The sequence below is a fragment of the Amycolatopsis sp. NPDC034160 genome (assembly GCF_055575355.1).
Genome location: NZ_JBVISU010000003.1, coordinates 177,875 through 194,379, shown reverse-complemented (window position 1 = coordinate 194,379; position 16,505 = coordinate 177,875). Strand labels below are relative to the sequence as shown.

Genomic DNA, 16,505 nt, shown 5'->3' with positions numbered 1-16,505 from the left:
AGCATGTCCGACACCGCCCTGCCGGTCAGCCTCGACCGCGACTCCGTCGTGCCGCTCGCGGTGCAGCTGGCCGACGCCTTGCGCGCGGCCGCCGGCGAGGGGCACCTGCGCGGCGGCGACAGGTTGCCCTCCACCAGGGCGCTCGCGCACCGGCTCGGCGTCAGCCGCACCGTGACGTCGGCGGCGTACGAGCAGCTTCACGCTGAAGGCTGGATCGCGGGCCGCCACGGCTCCGGCACCTACGTCACCACCACGCCGCCCGCGGACAGGCCGTCGAAAGGACCCGTGCCCGGCGCGCCCGCCACGCCGCCCACGCTGGTCGACCTCACCCCTGGCGTGCCGTGGGCCGACGGACTCGAGAAGGCGGCCTGGCGTCGTGCGTGGCGGGCCGCCGCCGACCCGCGGCCGACGTATCGCGAGGACAGGTCCGGTCTGCCCGCGTATCGCGACGCGGTGTCCGAGCATCTGCTGCGGCACCGCGGTCTCGCCGCCGGAACGGTGCTGGCCACCGGCGGTACGACGGCGGCGGTGATCGAACTCGCGGGCGCTGTCCTCGCACGCGGGGACCGGGTCGCGATCGAGGAGCCGGGTTATCAGCGCGCGGTGCAGGCGTTCCGGCGGGCGGGGTTGGCGGTCGTCCCCGCCCCGGTCGACGAGGAGGGCCTGCGGCCGGACGCGATCCCGGCCGACGTCCGCGCCGTCTACTGCTCGCCCGCGCACCAGTACCCGCTCGGCAGCCGGATGAGCGCGTCCCGCCGCGTCGAACTGGTCGAACTCGCCCGAGCCGAGGGCATGCTGGTGATCGAGGACGACTACGACGGTGAGCTGCGGTTCGACGTCGCGCCGCTGCCGTTGCTGGCCGCGCTCGCCCCCGACGTCGTCGCGCATCTCGGGACCACGAGCAAGATCCTGACCCCGGCGCTGGGCGCCGGCTGGATGGTCGCGCCACCGCCGGTCGCGGCCGCGGTGCTGGAATACCGGGAAGCGACCGGAACGCGCCCGTCGCCCGCCGGTCAGCGGGTGCTCGTCGAGCTGGCGCGGCACGGCGATCTGGGCCGCCACTTGCGGAAGCTCCGGCGAGAACTGTCGGAACGCCGGTCGCTGGTTTCGGATGCCCTGACGTCGGCTGGGATCGCGGTGCTCGGCGACGACGCCGGGGCGCATCTGGTCGTCCCTTGTGGATCGGCGCCCGAGGAGGCGGCGCGGATGGCGGCGGCGGAACGCGCCGGGATCCGGCTCGACGGGCTCGCCCGGCACTTCGCCGGCACACCGACGGTGTTCGGGAATCTCATCGGCTACGCGGGTTGTTCGCGAGAAGCGCTCCAGTCCGCGTTGAAACCGCTGATCTCCCTGCTCGGCGACTGAGCTTGACCTCCAGTCAGCTGGAGGTCGTAGCTTGCGGTCATGCAGCAGATCAGCGTGTCCCGCTTCGGCGATCCCGGCGTCCTCGAACTGGTCGAGTCACCCACCCCCGAACCCGCCGAGGGTGAGCTTCGCGTCGCAGTGACCGCGGCCGGAGTCGGCTGGCTCGATGCCCTCATCCGCCGGGGTGAAGGCCCCGACGTGTTCGCGATCGAGCCGCCGTACGTGCCGGGCGGTGCGGTGGCGGGCACCGTCGACGCGGTGGGCGCCGGAGTCGACGAGACCTGGCTGGGCAAGCGGGTCATCTCCCATACGACGGGCGGCTACGGCGGGGGATACGCGGACACGGTCATCGCGCGGCCCGACGACACCTTCCCGATCCCCGAAGGCCTCGATCCCCAGCACGCGGTGGCCCTGTTCGACGACGGCAGCACCGCGCTGGCCCTGCTGGAGAAGACCCCGGTCCAGGCGGGGGAGCGCGTTCTGGTGGCGCCGGGCGTCGGCGGTCTCGGCAGCCTGCTGGTGCAGCTCCTCCGCGCGGCGGGAGCCACCGTCCTCGCGGCCGTCCGCGGCGCGGAAAAGACGGCGATCGCCCGGAAACTGGGCGCCGAGCCGGTCGACTATTCGACGGCCGACTGGACGGGTGAGGTGCTCGCCCGCACCGGAGGCCGACGGCTGGACGTGGTGTTCGACGGCGTCGGCGGCGAACTGGGCGCGGCCTCGCTCGCGCTGCTGGGGAACGGCGGCCGGTTCTCCGGCTACGGCATGTCCAGCGGGGCGGAGACCGTGATCGGCGACGCCGACCGCGCCCGGCTGACCATTGTGGACATGGCACAGCTGGTCGGTTTCTGGCCGGAGACGCCGCGGCGGGTGCGCGAAGTGCTGCGGCTGGCCGCCGACGGCGCGCTGACGCCGGTCATCGGCCGGACGTATCCGCTGGCGGAGGCGGCCGCCGCGCACTCGGACATCGAGGCGCGGCGCTACACCGGGAAGATCCTGCTCGTGCCCTGATGATCAGAAGCGCAGCGGTACCGCGGGGAGGTTGGCGGCGATGACGTCCGAAATGGTCTGGAGCGGCCCCGTCCCCGCGGTGTCCGGCACGGTGAGCGCCGTGTAGACGGGGCGGTCCACCACGAACCACGTCGCGGTGCCCTCACCTTCGACCTGCAGCCACTGGACACTGTTGATCGTCCGCAGTCGCGAGGTCGGGGTCAGCTCCGGCGGCTTGCCGAGCCCGCACCGCAGCACCACCGGGTCGCCGGTGCCCCAGCCGACCGTCGCCTCGGGGGCGGGGTCGGCCAGCTTCCGCCGGACCAGGGTGTTCCCGGACGACGTGAGCTCGTGCGGCAACGCGCCGACGAGCTTCGCGCAGTCGGGCGAGCCCGACTGCGGCGCCGGGACCGGGACGAGCGGAAGGGGTCCGTCGGCGGCCGGGGCGCCGGAATCCGCGCCCCGGGTCAGCCCGAAGACAGCCACGCCCGCGAGGAGCAGGATCGCCAGGCAGGCGGCCGCGATCAACAGTGGTTTCGGGGGAGCGCCGGTGTCCGTGTCAGCCACCGGACCACTACACCACTCGCTACAGATTCACCACCGGGCAGGTCAATGTCCGAGTGATGCCCTCCACGTTCTGCACCTTGGCGACCACGAGCTGGCCGAGCTGATCGACGGTGTCGGCCGCGGCCACGACGATGACGTCGTAGGGACCGGTGACATCCTCCGAACTGGTGACACCGGAGATGGTGGAGATCTCCGCGGCGACCGCGGCGGCTTTGCCGACCTCGGTCTGGATGAGGATGTATGCGTGGACCACGGCGCGCCCCTTCGTAAAAGTCGGCTCAAGGTAGGAACGTTGTAGCAACGTATCGCCAGCCCCGGGAAAAACCTAGGGCTTCCGACTATCGGTGATCGACATTTGTCCGGACAAGGGAAAGTGGAGGTGACGGGTGTCACCGAATGACGGCACGGTCGCCGGGACCGGTGAATTCCGGTTGATCGAAGCGGTGACGGCCGGCCGGAAACAGCCGGAGACGACCCTGCTCGGACCGGGGGACGACGCGGCCGTCGTGGCCACCCCGGACGGCCGGACGGTGGTGTCCACCGACGTTCTCGTGCAAGGGGTGCACTTCCGCCTCGATTGGTCCAGTGCCGAACAGGTCGGGCGCAAGGCGGTCGCGGTGAACCTCACCGACATCGCCGCCATGGGTGCCCGCCCGACGTCCGTCCTCATGGGATTCGCCTGCCCACCGGACACCGAGACGGCGCTCGTCACCGAACTCACCCAGGGCATGTGGGCCGAAGCCGACCGCGCGGGCGTCGGGATCGTCGGCGGCGACATGGTGCGAGCCGACCAGATCGTGATCAGTGTCACCGCGCTGGGCGACCTCGGTGGCCGGAAACCGGTGACACGAGCCGGGGCTCGTCCCGGCGACGTCGTCGCGGTCTGCGGACGACTCGGCTGGGCGGCCGCCGGACTCGCCGTGCTCGGGCGGGGTTTCCGCTCCCCGGTCAGCGTGGTCAACGCGCAGCGCTGCCCCGAACCGGACTACGAGGCCGGGATCCGCGCGGCAGACGGAGGCGCGACCTCGATGATCGACGTCTCCGACGGTCTCCTGTCCGACCTCGGCCACATCGCCACCGCCTCCGGTGTCGGGATCGACGTGCGGACGGCGGATCTGGACGTGTCGAGCAGGCTCACCGAAGTCGGCACCGCGCTCGGTGCCGACCCGCTGAAATGGGTGCTCACCGGCGGTGAGGACCACGCGTTCGCGGCCACCTTCCCGCCGTTCGGCGACCTGCCGGAGGGCTGGTCGGAGATCGGGGTCGTGACCATGCCGGATTCGGGGGTGACGGTGGACGGGAAGAAGTACGGGCACGACAGCGGCTGGCAGCACTGGCGCTAGGAACGGGTGGCCCACCAGGTCGACGGCGCGGCGACGGTGAAACCGAGGGATTCGTACAGTGGCCTGCCGAGCCGGGAAGCGGTGAGGGTGACCGGTAGCTCCGTCAGCGGGGCGAGGGAACCGAGCATCACCGCCCGGCCGACGCCACGAGAGCGGAAGGCCTCGGGCGTGCCGACCCAGTAGTGGCTGCCGAAGCCGTCTTCGACGAAGGTGACGCACGCTCCGGCGACCTCGCCGTCGAGCCGCGCGACGAAGACGGCGGCTCCCGGCTGCTCGAGGAGGGCCGTGGGGAACATCTCACCCGGCCGGAACCGCGCGAGTTCGAAGCCCTCGATCACGGCACGTTCCGCCGCGCGCAGCTCCGCCTCCTCGACCACCCGGGTCACCTCCATCGCGGGTTCGGCGACCGGCGCGGGCGGGCGCAGCAGGACAGGCATCTGCCAGCTGCGCATGTCTCCCAGGTGGTTCAGATCGGTGGCGCTGAAGGGATCTTCGGCGTCCACCGGCCCCTTCGCCTGTGCCGCGAGCTCTGTGATCTCCGCCAGCTCCTCGGCGGTGAGATCGGGCTCCTGGATCAGGACGCGAAGCCCGGCGCGCTCGTCACCGGCGACGGCGAGAAAGCCGCGACGGCGGATCACCTCGTGGCCGCGGGAGAGGCCGGTCGCGGCCCAGAACGCGGCGGAGTTGCGGGCTTGGCGCAGTGGTGCCTCGGCGAGGCCGGCAGCGGGGGCTTCGATCGACATGAGCGCAAATCTACGGTGGGGAACGGCTCCTCCGCTCGCTAATCTCGCGCTCATGGACATTCGCGTGCTGCCCTACGATCACCCCGACGCGGTGAAACTGCTGGCCGAAGCCCAGCTCGAATTGGCGGCCAGGTACGGCAGTGAAGACGTGACCCCGATGGACGCCGCGCAGTTCGCCGCGCCGCGGGGGCTGTTCCTGACGGCGTACCTGGACGACGTCCCGGTCGCGTGCGGCGCGTGGCGATCCCACGACGGTCCTGAGCCGCTGGTTCCCGGTGACGCCGAGATCAAGCGCATGTACGTGACGGACTCGGCGCGGGGACGCGGCCTCGCGCGGGCGATCCTCGCCGACCTGGAGCGGACGGCCGCCGAGGCCGGACGGCGGCGCATGGTCCTGGAGACCGGGAACAAGCAGCCGGAAGCCATCGCGTTGTACGAGTCGGCGGGCTATCGGGAGATGCCGGGCTTCGGGTACTACAAGGACGAGCCGGAAAGCATCTGCTACGCCAAGTCGCTGGTTTAGGGAGAACACATGCCGATCTACGCACTGGGCGATCGCGAACCCTCGATCCACCCCGACGCCTACGTCCATCCCGACGCGACGGTGATCGGCGACGTCCGGATCGCGGCGTTCGCGTCGATCTGGCCGCAGACGGTGTTGCGCGGCGACTTCGGCCACATCGAGATCGGCGAGCGGTCCAACGTCCAGGACGGCTGTGTCCTGCACTGCACCCGGAACGAACCGACGGTGATCGGGAATTGCTCCGCCGTCGGGCATGCCGTGCACATCGAGGGCGCGCGAATCGGCGAGGGCTGCCTGATCGCGTCGGGATCGGTGGTGCTGAACGGAACCGTCGTCGAGGACGGCGGGATGGTCGGCGCGGGCGCGGTTCTCTCCTATGGGTCCCATGTGGACAGTGGGCAGATCGCCCTCGGCGTCCCGGCGAAGACGCGGCCGAACACGTCGTTCGGGCCGGACATGATCAAACTCGTCGTCGACGGCTATGTCGATCGTGCGGCCCGGTTCCGGGTCGAACTCCGGCGTATCGGGTGAGGTGAGTAAGCTCGCACGCCGTGACCGCACGACCGCTGCAGGACATCGTCGAAGCAGGCTGGGCGCAGGCCCTCGAACCGGTGGCGCCGCAGGTCGCCGCGATGGGGGAATTCCTCCGCGCGGAGATCGCCGCGGGCCGGACCTACCTCCCCGCGGGGGAGCACGTGCTGCGGGCCTTCCAGCAGCCGTTCCACGACGTGCGGGTGCTGATCGTCGGACAGGACCCGTACCCGACGCCCGGGCACGCGGTCGGGCTGAGCTTCTCGGTGGCGCCGGACGTCCGGCCGATCCCGAAGAGCCTGATCAACATCTACAAGGAGTACTGCGAGGACCTCGGGCACCCGTTGCCGTCCAACGGTGACCTGACGCCGTGGGCCGAGCAGGGAGTGCTGCTGCTCAACAGGTCGCTGACCGTGCAGCCCGGGAAATCGAACTCGCACCAGGGCAAGGGCTGGGAAGCGGTCACCGAGCAGGCCATCAAGGCGCTCGCCGCGCGGGACGAGCCGATGGTGGCGATCCTGTGGGGCCGCAACGCGCGAAACCTGAAGCCGATGCTGGGGAAGGTGCCGTGCATCGAGTCGGCCCACCCGAGCCCGCTCTCGGCGCACGCCGGCTTCTTCGGCTCGCGTCCCTTCAGCCGGGCGAACCAGCTGCTGGAGCAGCAGGGCTCCGCGCCCGTGGACTGGAAGCTCCCCTAGCCCTCACCCCCGCGTTCAGTCCTCTGAGTGCGGTACTTGCACGCGCAACTACCGCATTCAGAGGACTAAACGCCCATAAAAAATGGCGGGTGCTCCGAAGAGCACCCGCCATTTCCCAAAAACCCGGCTCAGCCGCGAACGACCTTGCCCGCCTTGATGCACGAGGTGCAGGCGTTCAGGCGCTTGCGCTGGGACAGACCGATCTTGGCGTGAACAGTCTGGATGTTCGGGTTCCACCGGCGGTTGGTACGCCGGTGGGAGTGCGAGACCGACTTGCCAAAGCCCGGTCCCTTGCCACAGACGTCGCACACGGCAGCCACGTCGAACTCCTCTGGATCTGGGACAAAGAATGACGCGCCCAGCATGCTGGGCAACTCGACCATAGTAACCAGTGGCTCAGCGGCCTCCGGCACCGGGTCGATACCCTCGCTGGAACAGGTAGGAGGTTACGGGGTGCGAGTGCTGGACGTGGCGGCGGTGTCGGCCTGGTCGGCGGCCTGTGTGCACAGCCTGTCCGTGCTGCGGCCGTCGATCGACGGCATCAACGTCTACCCGGTCGCCGACTCCGACACCGGCTCCAACCTGCTGTTCACCATGACCGCCGCCCGCGACGCGCTGGCCGCGGCCGAGCCGGAGGACACCGCCGAGGCGCTGTCGGCCTTCGCCAAGGGCGCGGTCGCCGCGGCCAAGGGCAACTCCGGCGTGATCATGTCGCAGGTGGTGCGCGGGATCGCCGAGACGGCGGCGGCCAGGGAGCTGGACGGGCCGGGGCTCGCGGCGGCGCTCGAATGCGCCGACAAGGCGGCCACGGGGGCGGTCAGCCGTCCGGTCGCCGGGACCATCTTGACCGTCCTCCACACCGTCGCCGCCGCCGTCCGCGACGCGACCGGGTCACTCGAAGAGGTGGCGGCGACAGCGGCGAGCGTCGCCGCGGAGGCCCTGGAAGAGACCCCGAAACAGCTTCCCGTCCTGGCCGTGGCCGGGGTGGTCGACGCGGGCGCCCGCGGCCTCGTCGCGGTCCTCGACGCCCTTTCCGGCGTGCTCTCCGGTGGCGTCACCGAACCGGAGCATCCGCTCGAAGCCCATCACCATCACACGATCGAGGCGCCGACGGCCTGGGAGGTCATGTACCTCCTCGACGGCGTCGACGAGGAAAGCCTCCCCGCCCTGCGCAAGACCCTCAGCGGGCTCGGCGACAGCGTCACCGTCGCGGGTGACGGCGCGGGCGGCTTCGCCGTCCACGTGCACTGCGCGGACATCGGCGCGGCGCTGGAGGCCGGGATCGAGCTGGGCCGCCCCCGAAAAGTCCGGGTCGAGCCGCTGATCACGCCGACACCGGTCGAGGTCGGCGGCGGAATCGATCGTTCGGTGGTCGCCGTGGTCCACGGCGGGCCGCTGGCGGAACTGCTGCGCGCGGAGGGCGTCGCGGTGCTGTCCGTGCCGCAGGGGGTCTCGCCGACGGTCGAGGAGATGCTGGGCCTGATCAACGAGGCCGCCGGGCACCACGTCACCGTCCTCCCCGGCGGTTCGCGGCTGACCGCGGCGGCCGACGCGGCGGCAGGCCACGCGATGGCCGCCGATCGCGACGTCGTCGTCATCCCGTGCGTCTCGCCGGTCCAGGTGCTGGCCGCGCTGGCCGTCCACGATCCGGACCGCCGCACCAACGACGACGTGGTCGCGATGGCCGAAGCGGCCGCCGCGACCAGGCGTGGCGAACTGCGGATCGCGCAGGAGGAATCGCTAACCTGGGTGGGCAGGGCGCAGGCCGGTGACGTCGTCGGCCTCGTGGACGGCGAGGTCGTGTTGATCGAGCCCGCGCCCGCCTCGGAGACGAACCTGGTCGCGGCCGCGGTCAGCGTGCTGAACCGGATGCTGGCCCTCGGCGGGGAACTGGTCACCGTGCTGACCGGGGTCGACGCGCCGGTCCGGCTTCCCGGTGAGCTCGCCGATCAGCTCCGCCTGGAACATCCCGAGATCGAGCTGACGAGTTACGCCGGCGGCCAGTCCGACGCCGTGCTGCTGATGGGGGTGGAGTGACCGTATGACGAACCTGCGCGCGGACCTCAAGCTGGTCGTGGGCGCGGCGACGGCGAAGGCGCTCGTCAACGGTCTCAAGATCGAGACGGTCAGCGACCTGCTGCGCCATTATCCGCGCCGTTACGCCGAACGCGGGCAGCTCACCGACATCGCCGGACTCGAACTCGGTGAGCACGCGACCGTGATGGCGCGGATCGAACGCGTCACCAAGCGCCGGATGAAGTCGCGCAGCGGCACCCTGCTGGAAATGGTGATCACCGACGGCAAACGCCGCCTGCAGTGCACCTTCTTCAACCAGGCCTGGCGCGAAAAGGACCTCGTCCCCGGCAAGAACGGTCTCTTCGCGGGCAAGGTCACCGCCTTCCGTGACGTCCTGCAGCTGGCGAACCCCGAGTACGAACTGTTCGACGCCGAGCGGCAAGCGGAGGCGATGGACGACTTCCTCGCCGAAATCATCCCGGTGTACCCGGCGGCGCAGGGGATCCCGACCTGGGTGATCGCCAAGGCCGTGCGGCAGGTGCTGGACGTGCTGGAGGTCGACGAGGACCCGATGCCGACGGAGCTGCTGGCCCGCTACGGCCTGCCCAGCCTGGAAAGCGCGCTCCGTGGCATCCACCGTCCGTCGAGCTGGCAGGCGCTGAACTCCGCGCGGGACAGGCTCAAATGGGACGAGGCCATGGCGGTGCAGCTGATCTTCGCGCAGCGTCGGCATTCCCTGGTGTCGCGACCCGCGAAAGCCTGTCCGCACACCGAGGGCGCCATCCTCGACGCCTTCGACCAACGGCTCCCGTTCGAGTTGACGGCGGGGCAGCGCGAGATCGGTGACGAGATCTCCCGCGACCTCTCGACCGAGCATCCGATGAACCGGTTGCTGCAGGGCGAGGTCGGTTCCGGCAAGACCGTGGTCGCGCTGCGCGCCATGCTGCAGGTCGTCGATTCCGGGCGGCAGGCGGCGATGCTGGCGCCGACGGAGGTGCTCGCCGCGCAGCACGCGCGCTCGCTGCGTGAAATGCTCGGCGACCTCGGGCAGGCAGGCGAACTCGGTGGCGCGGAGAACGCGACGCGCGTGACCCTGCTGACCGGTTCGATGGGCGCCAAGGAACGCAAGAAGGCTTTGCTGGAGACCGTCAGCGGCGAGGCCGGGATCATCGTCGGCACGCACGCGCTCATCCAGGACACGGTGTCGTTCGCGGACCTCGGCCTGGTCGTGGTCGACGAGCAGCACCGCTTCGGGGTGGAGCAGCGGGACGCGCTGCGCTCCCGCGGTGCCGACGAGACCAGCCCGCACGTGCTCGTCATGACCGCGACGCCCATCCCGCGCACGGTCGCGATGACCGTCTACGGCGATCTGGAGATCTCCGCGTTGCGTGAGATGCCGGTCGGCCGTTCGCCGATCAAGACGTCGGTCGTGCCGGTCGCGGAGCGGCCGGCGTGGCTGGACCGGGCCTGGCAGCGTGTTCGTGAGGAATGCGGCAAGGGGCATCAGGCCTACATCGTCTGCCCGCGGATCGGCGACGAACCGGCGTCGGACAAAGGCGACAAGCGGCCTGCGCTCGCGGTCCTCGAAGTCGCGCCCGAACTGGCCGAAGGCCCGTTGAAGGGACTGAAGATCGGGGTCCTGCACGGCCGGATGCCCAGCGACGAAAAGGACGCCGTGATGCGGGCGTTCTCCGCGGGCGACCTGGACGTCCTCGTCGCGACCACCGTGATCGAGGTCGGCGTGAACGTGCCGAACGCGACCGCGATGGTGATCATGGACGCGGACCGGTTCGGCATCAGCCAGCTGCACCAGTTGCGCGGCCGGGTCGGCCGGGGCAGCGTGCCGGGGTTGTGCCTGCTGGTCACCGAAACCCTGGACGGGACGACGACCCGTGAGCGGCTGGCCGCCGTCGAGTCCACGACGGACGGTTTCGAACTGTCCAGAATGGACCTCGAACTCCGCCGTGAGGGCGACATCCTCGGCGCGGCGCAGTCGGGCAAGAAATCGACCCTGAAACTGCTGTCACTCCTGCGCGACGAGGACGTCATCGCCGAGGCGAGGGCCCGCTCGTTGGAGATCGTCGAAAAGGACCCGGCCTTGGGGAATTTCTTGGGGCTCGCGCACATGATCGCCGACGTCGTCGACGAAGACCGCGTGGAGTATCTGGAAAAAAGCTGACGTGAGGATCTCTGCCCGATCGGACCTTGTCGACGGGCGGGCGGAGGAGTTCCCTTGTTCTGCGCGGTCTCGTGCTGCGCGGCGAGGGAGGCAGAGGATGACGTCAGCGGTGCGGGTCCAGCTCGGTGAGGACGGGGCCGACGCCGAACGGGTCGATCAGCTCACGGGATACCTTCGCGGTGAACTGATCGAACGCGGGGTCGCCGACGTCAAGGCACTGCCCGCCGGTCCGCCGCCGCCCGGCTCGCGCGGATTCGACGTCGCCACCGTCGGTGGGCTGCTGGTCACGCTGGGGCAGTCGGCGAGCGGCCTGCGCGAGATCGTCGCGACCGTGCGGGAATGGCTCTCACGCGGTGGCCGGGTGAAGCGCACGGTGCGCCTGGAAATCGACGGTGACGTGCTGGAACTGTCCGAAGCGAGCATCACCGACCAGGACAAACTCGTCGACCTCTTCGTGAGCAGGCATTCGGGCTCATGACCGGCGAGCGGCGGGCCCTGATCATCGCCAACGGGGAGTACGACAACCCCGGGCTGAGCGCGTTGCGGTCCCCGGCCGCCGATGCCGAGGCGCTCGCCGAAGTCCTCGCCGACCGCAACATCAGCGAGTTCGACGTCCAGGTGGTGCGGGACGAAACCGCGCACGTGATCGCGAGCCGGGTCGAGGACCTCTTCGCCGACAGCGCGCCGGACGATGTCCTGCTGGTGCACTTCTCCTGTCACGGCTTGAAAAGCGAGTCGGGCGAGCTGTTCTTCGCCGCCCGCAACACCCGGCCGGAACGGCTGGCGTCGAGTGCCGTGCCCGCCGATTTCGTCCAGCGCTGTATGCGGATGAGCCGGTCGCGCAGCATCGTTTTGCTGCTGGATTGCTGCTACGGCGGCGCTTTCAGCCAGGGGGTCGCGGTGCGCGCCTCCGGCGAGGCGGGTGTTCTCGACGCCTTCCCCGGCGGCGGTTTCGGTGGCCGCGGCCGCGCGGTGATCACCGCGTCGAACTCCATCGAGTACGCCTTCGAGGGCGATCACCTCGCCGACGACCACGCCCGGCCGTCGGTGTTCACCTCGGCACTGGTCGACGGGCTCCGGACGGGGGACGCGGACCGCGACGAAGACGGCTGGATCGCGCTCAGCGAGCTTTACGACTACCTGTTCGACAGCGTCCGAGAGCGGAACCCGAACCAGACACCCAGCCGCGACATCGAGATGCAGGGCGAGCTGTACCTGGCCAGGAGCAGGCGCCGCCGGATCAAGCCGTCACCCGTCCCGGCCGATCTGCGCGCGGCGAGCGAGGATCCGAACATGTTCACCCGCCTCGGCGCGGTGACGGAACTCCAGCGACGGCTCACGAGCGAGAACCTCTCCGTCGCGATCGGCGCCCACGAAGTCCTCACGACGATGGCACAGAACGACATCCAGCACATCGCCGACGCGGCGGGCGCGGCGCGGGAGGAAGCGCGGGTGCGCACCGAGCCCGGGGTGCTGCGCTTCGGCCAGGTCGTCCGAGGAGCACGGCCGGTGGCGCGGATCCGATTGGCCGGACCGCCGATCGCGCGAGCCTGCCGGTTCGCGTCGTCGCATTCCTGGCTGCAGGTGACCGAAGTCGTCGACGGAGCCGAAGTCTCGCTGGATCTTGTGGAGATCGGGCCGTTCGACGGGCGGGTCACCGTGACCGGGCCGACCGGCGAGGTGGAGGTGCGGGTCGAGGGCGAGGTCGTCCGGGAACCGGAGCCACGACCGGCCCCCCAACCGGAGCCCGAACCCGCGCCGGAACCGAGACCGGTGCACGCCCCCGCGCCGACGCCCGAGCCCGCCCGGCAACCCTCACCGCCCGCCGAAACCGTGCCCTCTCGGACGAAACCTGACCCGTTCGCCATCACCGCCGCCCTGTTCGCCTTCGCGGCCGCGGTGTACCTGGTGATCATCGCGCTGTCGTTCAGCAGCAGTGCGGAGGACTTCTTCGAAGACGGCGGCTGGACCCTCATTCCGCTCGTCGGCCTCACGATCACCGCGGGGATCGCGATGTTCTCGGCGAACACGCGCCGGATGACCGGGCCGGGGTTTCTGTGCGGGCTGGCGCTGCTCTCGACGGTCCCGTTCGGCCCGGTCGCCCTCACGCTCGCCGACGGCTGTCTGCTCATCGCGGCCGTCTGTGCGCTGGTGTCGATGCGACCTGACCGGAGTTTCCGGCTCGGGCTGGGAAAACCGCAAGGCACCCGCACCGTCCTGGCTCTCGTCTCCGGGACCTGCGCCGCGCTCGGTCTCGTGGTCCAGGCGGTCGAGCTGTTCGGCTACTCGTCCACCCGGGCCGACGAAGGCGCGAACTACGTCATGGTCTCGGTGGTTCTCCTGACCGGTACCGTGCTCGGCGCGTTCCTGCGGCCGACGGCGTTCGCGGTCGCCTTCCACGGTGGAGTGGCCGGAGGCGGCCTCGCCATGGTGTGCGCGCTGTTCTACGCGATGCCGAGCAGTTCGAGCGTGACCGGCGCGGGCTGGGGGATCGCACTGCCGATGACGATCGCGTTCACCGTCGTCACCGCCTTCGCCGCGCGCAAGACATCGGCGAAGAACTGACGATGGCCACGATGCGGCTCGCGACCGTCGAGGACGCCTGGCCCATCGCCGAGGTGAACGTCCGGTCGTGGCAGTCGGCGTACCAGGGCCTCCTGCCCGAGGCCTACCTGCGCGATCTCTCGGTCGAGGGCCGGGCCGCCCGCTGGCAGCGGATCCTCGCCGATCCCGCCAACCAAGGCGACATCCTGGTCCTCGTCGAGGACGGTGCCCTCCTCGGTTTCACCGCCGTCGACCGGATCCGCGGCGAACTGCGCGCGCTCTACCTCGCGCCGGAGCGCTGGGGCACGGGATTGGGCAGGCTGCTGCACGACACCGCCGTCGCCGCCCTGAGGGACGCGGGGCATCGCGAAGCGACGCTCTGGGTGCTCGACACCAACGAACGCGCCCAGCGGTTCTACGCCGCCGCGGGCTGGGTGCCGGACGGGGCGAAGAAATCCGACACCATGCCCGGCGAGGACGTCCTGCTTTCCGAGACGCGCTACCGAGTCGACCTCGTCAGCGGGTGAACCAGGCGCGGTCCTCGGAATTGTTGAGCGTGAGAATGATGCCGATGGCGATGCCCATCCCGATCAGCGGAGTGATCTGCTCGCTGTTGATCAGCCCGATCACCCCGATGACCACGTTCAGCGACTCCACGACGATGATCGCCACCCGCACCCAGGGTGCCCCGCTGGACATCCGCACCGCGCTCGCGATCAGCACGGCGGCGACCACGAAGCCGAGCAGCGCCAACACCAGTGCGAGGCCGGCCTCCTCGTTGCCGTGATCGAGTTCGTTCATCGCCACCGCGGTCACGAGGGCGCTGACGAGAATGTTGATGACCGCCTGGAACCAGAGAAAGCCACGGACGAACTTGAGCCGGCGCGTCATTTCCCGCGGCCGGTTCCAGACCTCTTCGGTCATGACGGGCTCCCTGTCTCGACACGAGGAGCCCAGTGTGGGCGCGAATGGCGTTGGTGTTGACGGCAAAACTGACCGCCAACGGCGGCGTGGGCTGGGTTGGTCGTGAGTGGCGATTCGGGTTCTAACCCGAATCGCCACTCACGACCCCTGGGGCACCTGCTTGCGGTCTGTGGGCCCGTCGCCGGCGGACTCCTGGTCGTGCGGGGTCAGGCGGCGCGAAACCCCGCATTCAGTCGACCAAATGCGGAACTTCACAAAAAGCGCCTTCCCGCGCCGCCACCGCCACCGCCCGCGCCGTCACCCGCGCGTCCGCCGTCGTCACGCCCTCCCGCGACAGGAAAAGCCGGTAGAACATCGGCCCGCACACCGCCCGCACCACCTCGACGGCATCGGTCCCCTCGGGGACCTCGCCCCGCGCGATGGCCCGCTCCACGATCGGCTTCATGCGTTCATGCCGGTCCTGATAGAAAGCATGCAGTGCCTCGGCCGCCTGCGGGGCCTGGAACGCCGCCAGTACCGACGCCGTCGGCAGTTCCTTCAGCGCCGGTTCGGTGAAGTACCGCACGACCTCCGCCGCCACCTCGTACAGGTCGTCTTCGACCGATCCGGTGTCGGGCGCCTGCCAGTCGTCTTCGGTGCCCATTCGCAGCGCGGCGGCGACGAGGCCGTCCGGCGACGACCATCGCCGGTACACCGTCGTCTTGTGCACTCCGGACCGCTCGGCGACCGCGTCCACGGTCAGCTCGCCGAAGCCGCGTTCGGCCAGCAGGTCGAGGGTGGCGTGCAGGACGGCGAGGCGGGTGCGTTCGGTCCGGCCGCCGGGCCGCTGGGTGCCGGAGGTTGCCAATTGCTACTCCTGTTGCGTTAGTGTGCTCAGTATGTCAGACCCAGCCGAGATCGCCGAACTCGTCGGCGACGCGAAGATCGTCGCCATCGGCGAGAACAACCACCACCTCCGCGAGTTCGGGGAGCTGCGCAATCGGTTGCTCCGCCACCTCGTCGAACAGCACGGCTTCCGCGTGATCGGCTTCGAATCCGGCTTCGCCGAGGGGAAGCTCGTCGATGAGTGGCTGAAAGGCGGCCCCGGCGACGTCGCTGACATCGGCCGTGACGGCTTCACCTTCTCGCTCGGTGAGTCGCCCGAGGCGCACGAAATGCTGACGTGGCTTCGTGAACGCGGCGACGTCCGCTACTACGGACTCGACGTGCCGAGTTCCGCGGGCTCGCCCGTGCCGTCGCTCGACGCTGTCCGGGCGTACCTGTCCACTGTGGACGAGCCTGCCACAAGCCTTGTCGACGCGGCGATCGAGGCCACCAGCGGCTACGCGTCGGTCAGCAGCGCGGACGCGCCTGCCAAGTACGCCGCCCTCGATGCCGCAGCGAAAGACAAGGCGACCGCGGCACTCACGCGGCTCAAGACGCAGCTGACCTCGCTGCGTCCCGTCTACGGGAACACCGAGGCGCAAACGATCGCGGAGCACCACGTCGAAGGCGCATTGCGCGTCGACACCTACCTCGCGGAGGTCGCCGCGATGATGTCCGGTGGCGCGCCCGCCCTGCAGAGCGGTTCGCGTGACCTGTACATGGCCGAAACCGTCCGGTTGATCCGGCGGCTGCACGGCGACGACACGAAGATCGTCGTGATGCTCCACAACGGACACCTCCAGCGCGTCCCGTTCGCGCCGTTCCCCGGGCTCACCGCACCTTCGGCGGGCACGCATCTGGCCGCCGAGTACGGCGACGACTACTTCGCGCTGGCGCTCACCGCGGTCGGCGGCAAGACCACCGGCCTCGAGCCGGATCCGGACGGACGGCTCGGTTTCACCGTGTACGAACAGGATTTGGCCAGTCCGGCCGACGGGAGCGTCGAAAGCGAAGGTCCCGGACTGGTGGATCTCCGCGCGCGACGCGGTACCGAAGGGCCCCAGAGCATCCGGCACGCGCACGTGTTCAACCCCGTCGACGTAGTCAACGCCTTCGACGCGCTCGTCTGCCTCCCGGAATCGACGGTCAGTGGCCACATCGGACAAGACAAGCCGAACGGGTGACACTCCGAGGTTGCCGCTCCCGGGGGATAGGCGTAAA

Annotated in this window: 18 protein-coding genes; 12 read left to right on the top strand and 6 right to left on the bottom strand. The window is 70.1% G+C overall.

From position 1 onward, the window contains the following. Positions 1–3: 3 nt before the first annotated feature. Both pdxR and ACZ54P_RS09355 read left to right on the top strand, forming a co-directional pair. Positions 4–1,365, top strand: coding sequence for a MocR-like pyridoxine biosynthesis transcription factor PdxR (gene pdxR / locus ACZ54P_RS09360; protein ID WP_465461039.1), 1,362 nt, complete (start codon positions 4–6; stop codon positions 1,363–1,365). A gap of 39 nt (positions 1,366–1,404) precedes the next feature. Then, entirely contained in the window at positions 1,405–2,373 is a 969-nt protein-coding gene (locus ACZ54P_RS09355; RefSeq protein ID WP_465461038.1) for a zinc-binding dehydrogenase, read from the top strand. Between the two features lie 3 nt (positions 2,374–2,376). Here the strand turns inward: ACZ54P_RS09355 and ACZ54P_RS09350 are convergent, their stop codons facing one another. Both ACZ54P_RS09350 and ACZ54P_RS09345 read right to left on the bottom strand, forming a co-directional pair. After that, a complete protein-coding gene (locus ACZ54P_RS09350; RefSeq protein WP_465461037.1) occupies positions 2,377–2,919 on the bottom strand; it encodes a DUF3515 domain-containing protein in 543 nt (180 codons plus the stop codon). A gap of 19 nt (positions 2,920–2,938) precedes the next feature. Then, complete coding sequence (locus ACZ54P_RS09345; RefSeq protein ID WP_465461036.1) at positions 2,939–3,172, bottom strand: Lrp/AsnC ligand binding domain-containing protein; 234 nt, start codon at positions 3,170–3,172, stop codon at positions 2,939–2,941. A gap of 133 nt (positions 3,173–3,305) precedes the next feature. Here ACZ54P_RS09345 and ACZ54P_RS09340 point away from each other — a divergent pair, with 133 nt between their 5' ends. Continuing rightward, complete coding sequence (locus tag ACZ54P_RS09340; protein ID WP_465461035.1) at positions 3,306–4,262, top strand: thiamine-phosphate kinase; 957 nt, start codon at positions 3,306–3,308, stop codon at positions 4,260–4,262. Here the strand turns inward: ACZ54P_RS09340 and ACZ54P_RS09335 are convergent. Beyond that, positions 4,259–5,005, bottom strand: coding sequence for a GNAT family N-acetyltransferase (locus ACZ54P_RS09335; RefSeq protein ID WP_465461034.1), 747 nt, complete (start codon positions 5,003–5,005; stop codon positions 4,259–4,261). The two genes, ACZ54P_RS09340 and ACZ54P_RS09335, sit on opposite strands and share 4 nt — an antisense overlap. Positions 5,006–5,057: 52 nt before the next feature. On the opposite strand from ACZ54P_RS09335, the gene ACZ54P_RS09330 reads away from it, so the two are divergent. Genes ACZ54P_RS09330 through ACZ54P_RS09320 form a run of 3 tightly spaced genes read left to right on the top strand, consistent with a single transcriptional unit; the run spans position 5,058 to position 6,757 of the window. Then, entirely contained in the window at positions 5,058–5,528 is a 471-nt protein-coding gene (locus tag ACZ54P_RS09330) for a GNAT family N-acetyltransferase (RefSeq protein ID WP_465461033.1), read from the top strand. Between the two features lie 9 nt (positions 5,529–5,537). Continuing rightward, complete coding sequence (locus ACZ54P_RS09325; protein WP_465461032.1) at positions 5,538–6,059, top strand: gamma carbonic anhydrase family protein; 522 nt, start codon at positions 5,538–5,540, stop codon at positions 6,057–6,059. A 20-nt stretch (positions 6,060–6,079) separates the two neighbouring features. Next, on the top strand, positions 6,080–6,757 hold the full coding sequence (locus ACZ54P_RS09320) for a uracil-DNA glycosylase (RefSeq protein ID WP_061986757.1): 678 nt from the start codon (positions 6,080–6,082) through the stop codon (positions 6,755–6,757). A gap of 128 nt (positions 6,758–6,885) precedes the next feature. Here the strand turns inward: ACZ54P_RS09320 and rpmB are convergent, their stop codons facing one another. Then, a complete protein-coding gene (gene rpmB / locus ACZ54P_RS09315; RefSeq protein ID WP_007031450.1) occupies positions 6,886–7,077 on the bottom strand; it encodes a 50S ribosomal protein L28 in 192 nt (63 codons plus the stop codon). 133 nt (positions 7,078–7,210) lie between these two features. On the opposite strand from rpmB, the gene ACZ54P_RS09310 reads away from it, so the two are divergent. The 5 genes from ACZ54P_RS09310 (at position 7,211) to ACZ54P_RS09290 (ending at position 14,023) form a co-directional block, all read left to right on the top strand. Then, positions 7,211–8,794, top strand: coding sequence for a DAK2 domain-containing protein (locus tag ACZ54P_RS09310; RefSeq protein ID WP_465461031.1), 1,584 nt, complete (start codon positions 7,211–7,213; stop codon positions 8,792–8,794). A 4-nt stretch (positions 8,795–8,798) separates the two neighbouring features. Beyond that, complete coding sequence (recG, locus tag ACZ54P_RS09305) at positions 8,799–10,952, top strand: ATP-dependent DNA helicase RecG (RefSeq protein WP_465461030.1); 2,154 nt, start codon at positions 8,799–8,801, stop codon at positions 10,950–10,952. 97 nt (positions 10,953–11,049) lie between these two features. Then, positions 11,050–11,430 (top strand): hypothetical protein, encoded by a 381-nt coding sequence (locus ACZ54P_RS09300; RefSeq protein ID WP_465461029.1) that lies wholly within the window; start codon positions 11,050–11,052, stop codon positions 11,428–11,430. Next, positions 11,427–13,517: a caspase family protein gene (locus ACZ54P_RS09295; RefSeq protein ID WP_465461028.1), complete on the top strand. Its 2,091-nt coding sequence runs from the start codon at positions 11,427–11,429 to the stop codon at positions 13,515–13,517. The genes ACZ54P_RS09300 and ACZ54P_RS09295 overlap by 4 nt, the downstream gene beginning before the upstream one ends. A gap of 2 nt (positions 13,518–13,519) precedes the next feature. Next, the gene (locus ACZ54P_RS09290) at positions 13,520–14,023 is read left to right on the top strand and encodes a GNAT family N-acetyltransferase (RefSeq protein WP_465461027.1); all 504 of its coding nucleotides are present in this window, start codon (positions 13,520–13,522) and stop codon (positions 14,021–14,023) included. Here ACZ54P_RS09290 and ACZ54P_RS09285 read toward each other — a convergent pair. Continuing rightward, positions 14,013–14,420 carry a hypothetical protein gene (locus tag ACZ54P_RS09285; protein ID WP_465461026.1) on the bottom strand — a complete coding sequence of 136 codons (408 nt, stop codon included), beginning with the start codon at positions 14,418–14,420 and terminating at the stop codon, positions 14,013–14,015. The genes ACZ54P_RS09290 and ACZ54P_RS09285 overlap by 11 nt on opposite strands. Positions 14,421–14,649: 229 nt before the next feature. Further along, a complete protein-coding gene (locus ACZ54P_RS09280) occupies positions 14,650–15,267 on the bottom strand; it encodes a TetR/AcrR family transcriptional regulator (RefSeq protein ID WP_465461025.1) in 618 nt (205 codons plus the stop codon). A 31-nt stretch (positions 15,268–15,298) separates the two neighbouring features. Here ACZ54P_RS09280 and ACZ54P_RS09275 point away from each other — a divergent pair, with 31 nt between their 5' ends. Beyond that, on the top strand, positions 15,299–16,468 hold the full coding sequence (locus ACZ54P_RS09275; protein WP_465461024.1) for an erythromycin esterase family protein: 1,170 nt from the start codon (positions 15,299–15,301) through the stop codon (positions 16,466–16,468). Positions 16,469–16,505 lie beyond the last annotated feature (37 nt).

What these genes read in the sequence shown, in the direction of transcription:
- pdxR (WP_465461039.1), top strand. Translation starts at nt 4, where the DNA reads ATGTCCGACACCGCCCTGCCGGTCAGCCTCGACCGCGACTCCGTCGTG.
- ACZ54P_RS09300 (WP_465461029.1), top strand. Translation starts at nt 11,050, where the DNA reads ATGACGTCAGCGGTGCGGGTCCAGCTCGGTGAGGACGGGGCCGACGCC.
- ACZ54P_RS09295 (WP_465461028.1), top strand. Translation starts at nt 11,427, where the DNA reads ATGACCGGCGAGCGGCGGGCCCTGATCATCGCCAACGGGGAGTACGAC.
- recG (WP_465461030.1), top strand. Translation starts at nt 8,799, where the DNA reads ATGACGAACCTGCGCGCGGACCTCAAGCTGGTCGTGGGCGCGGCGACG.
- ACZ54P_RS09330 (WP_465461033.1), top strand. Translation starts at nt 5,058, where the DNA reads ATGGACATTCGCGTGCTGCCCTACGATCACCCCGACGCGGTGAAACTG.
- ACZ54P_RS09355 (WP_465461038.1), top strand. Translation starts at nt 1,405, where the DNA reads ATGCAGCAGATCAGCGTGTCCCGCTTCGGCGATCCCGGCGTCCTCGAA.
- ACZ54P_RS09290 (WP_465461027.1), top strand. Translation starts at nt 13,520, where the DNA reads ATGGCCACGATGCGGCTCGCGACCGTCGAGGACGCCTGGCCCATCGCC.
- ACZ54P_RS09325 (WP_465461032.1), top strand. Translation starts at nt 5,538, where the DNA reads ATGCCGATCTACGCACTGGGCGATCGCGAACCCTCGATCCACCCCGAC.
- ACZ54P_RS09335 (WP_465461034.1), bottom strand. Translation starts at nt 5,005, where the DNA reads ATGTCGATCGAAGCCCCCGCTGCCGGCCTCGCCGAGGCACCACTGCGC.
- ACZ54P_RS09285 (WP_465461026.1), bottom strand. Translation starts at nt 14,420, where the DNA reads ATGACCGAAGAGGTCTGGAACCGGCCGCGGGAAATGACGCGCCGGCTC.
- ACZ54P_RS09275 (WP_465461024.1), top strand. Translation starts at nt 15,299, where the DNA reads ATGTCAGACCCAGCCGAGATCGCCGAACTCGTCGGCGACGCGAAGATC.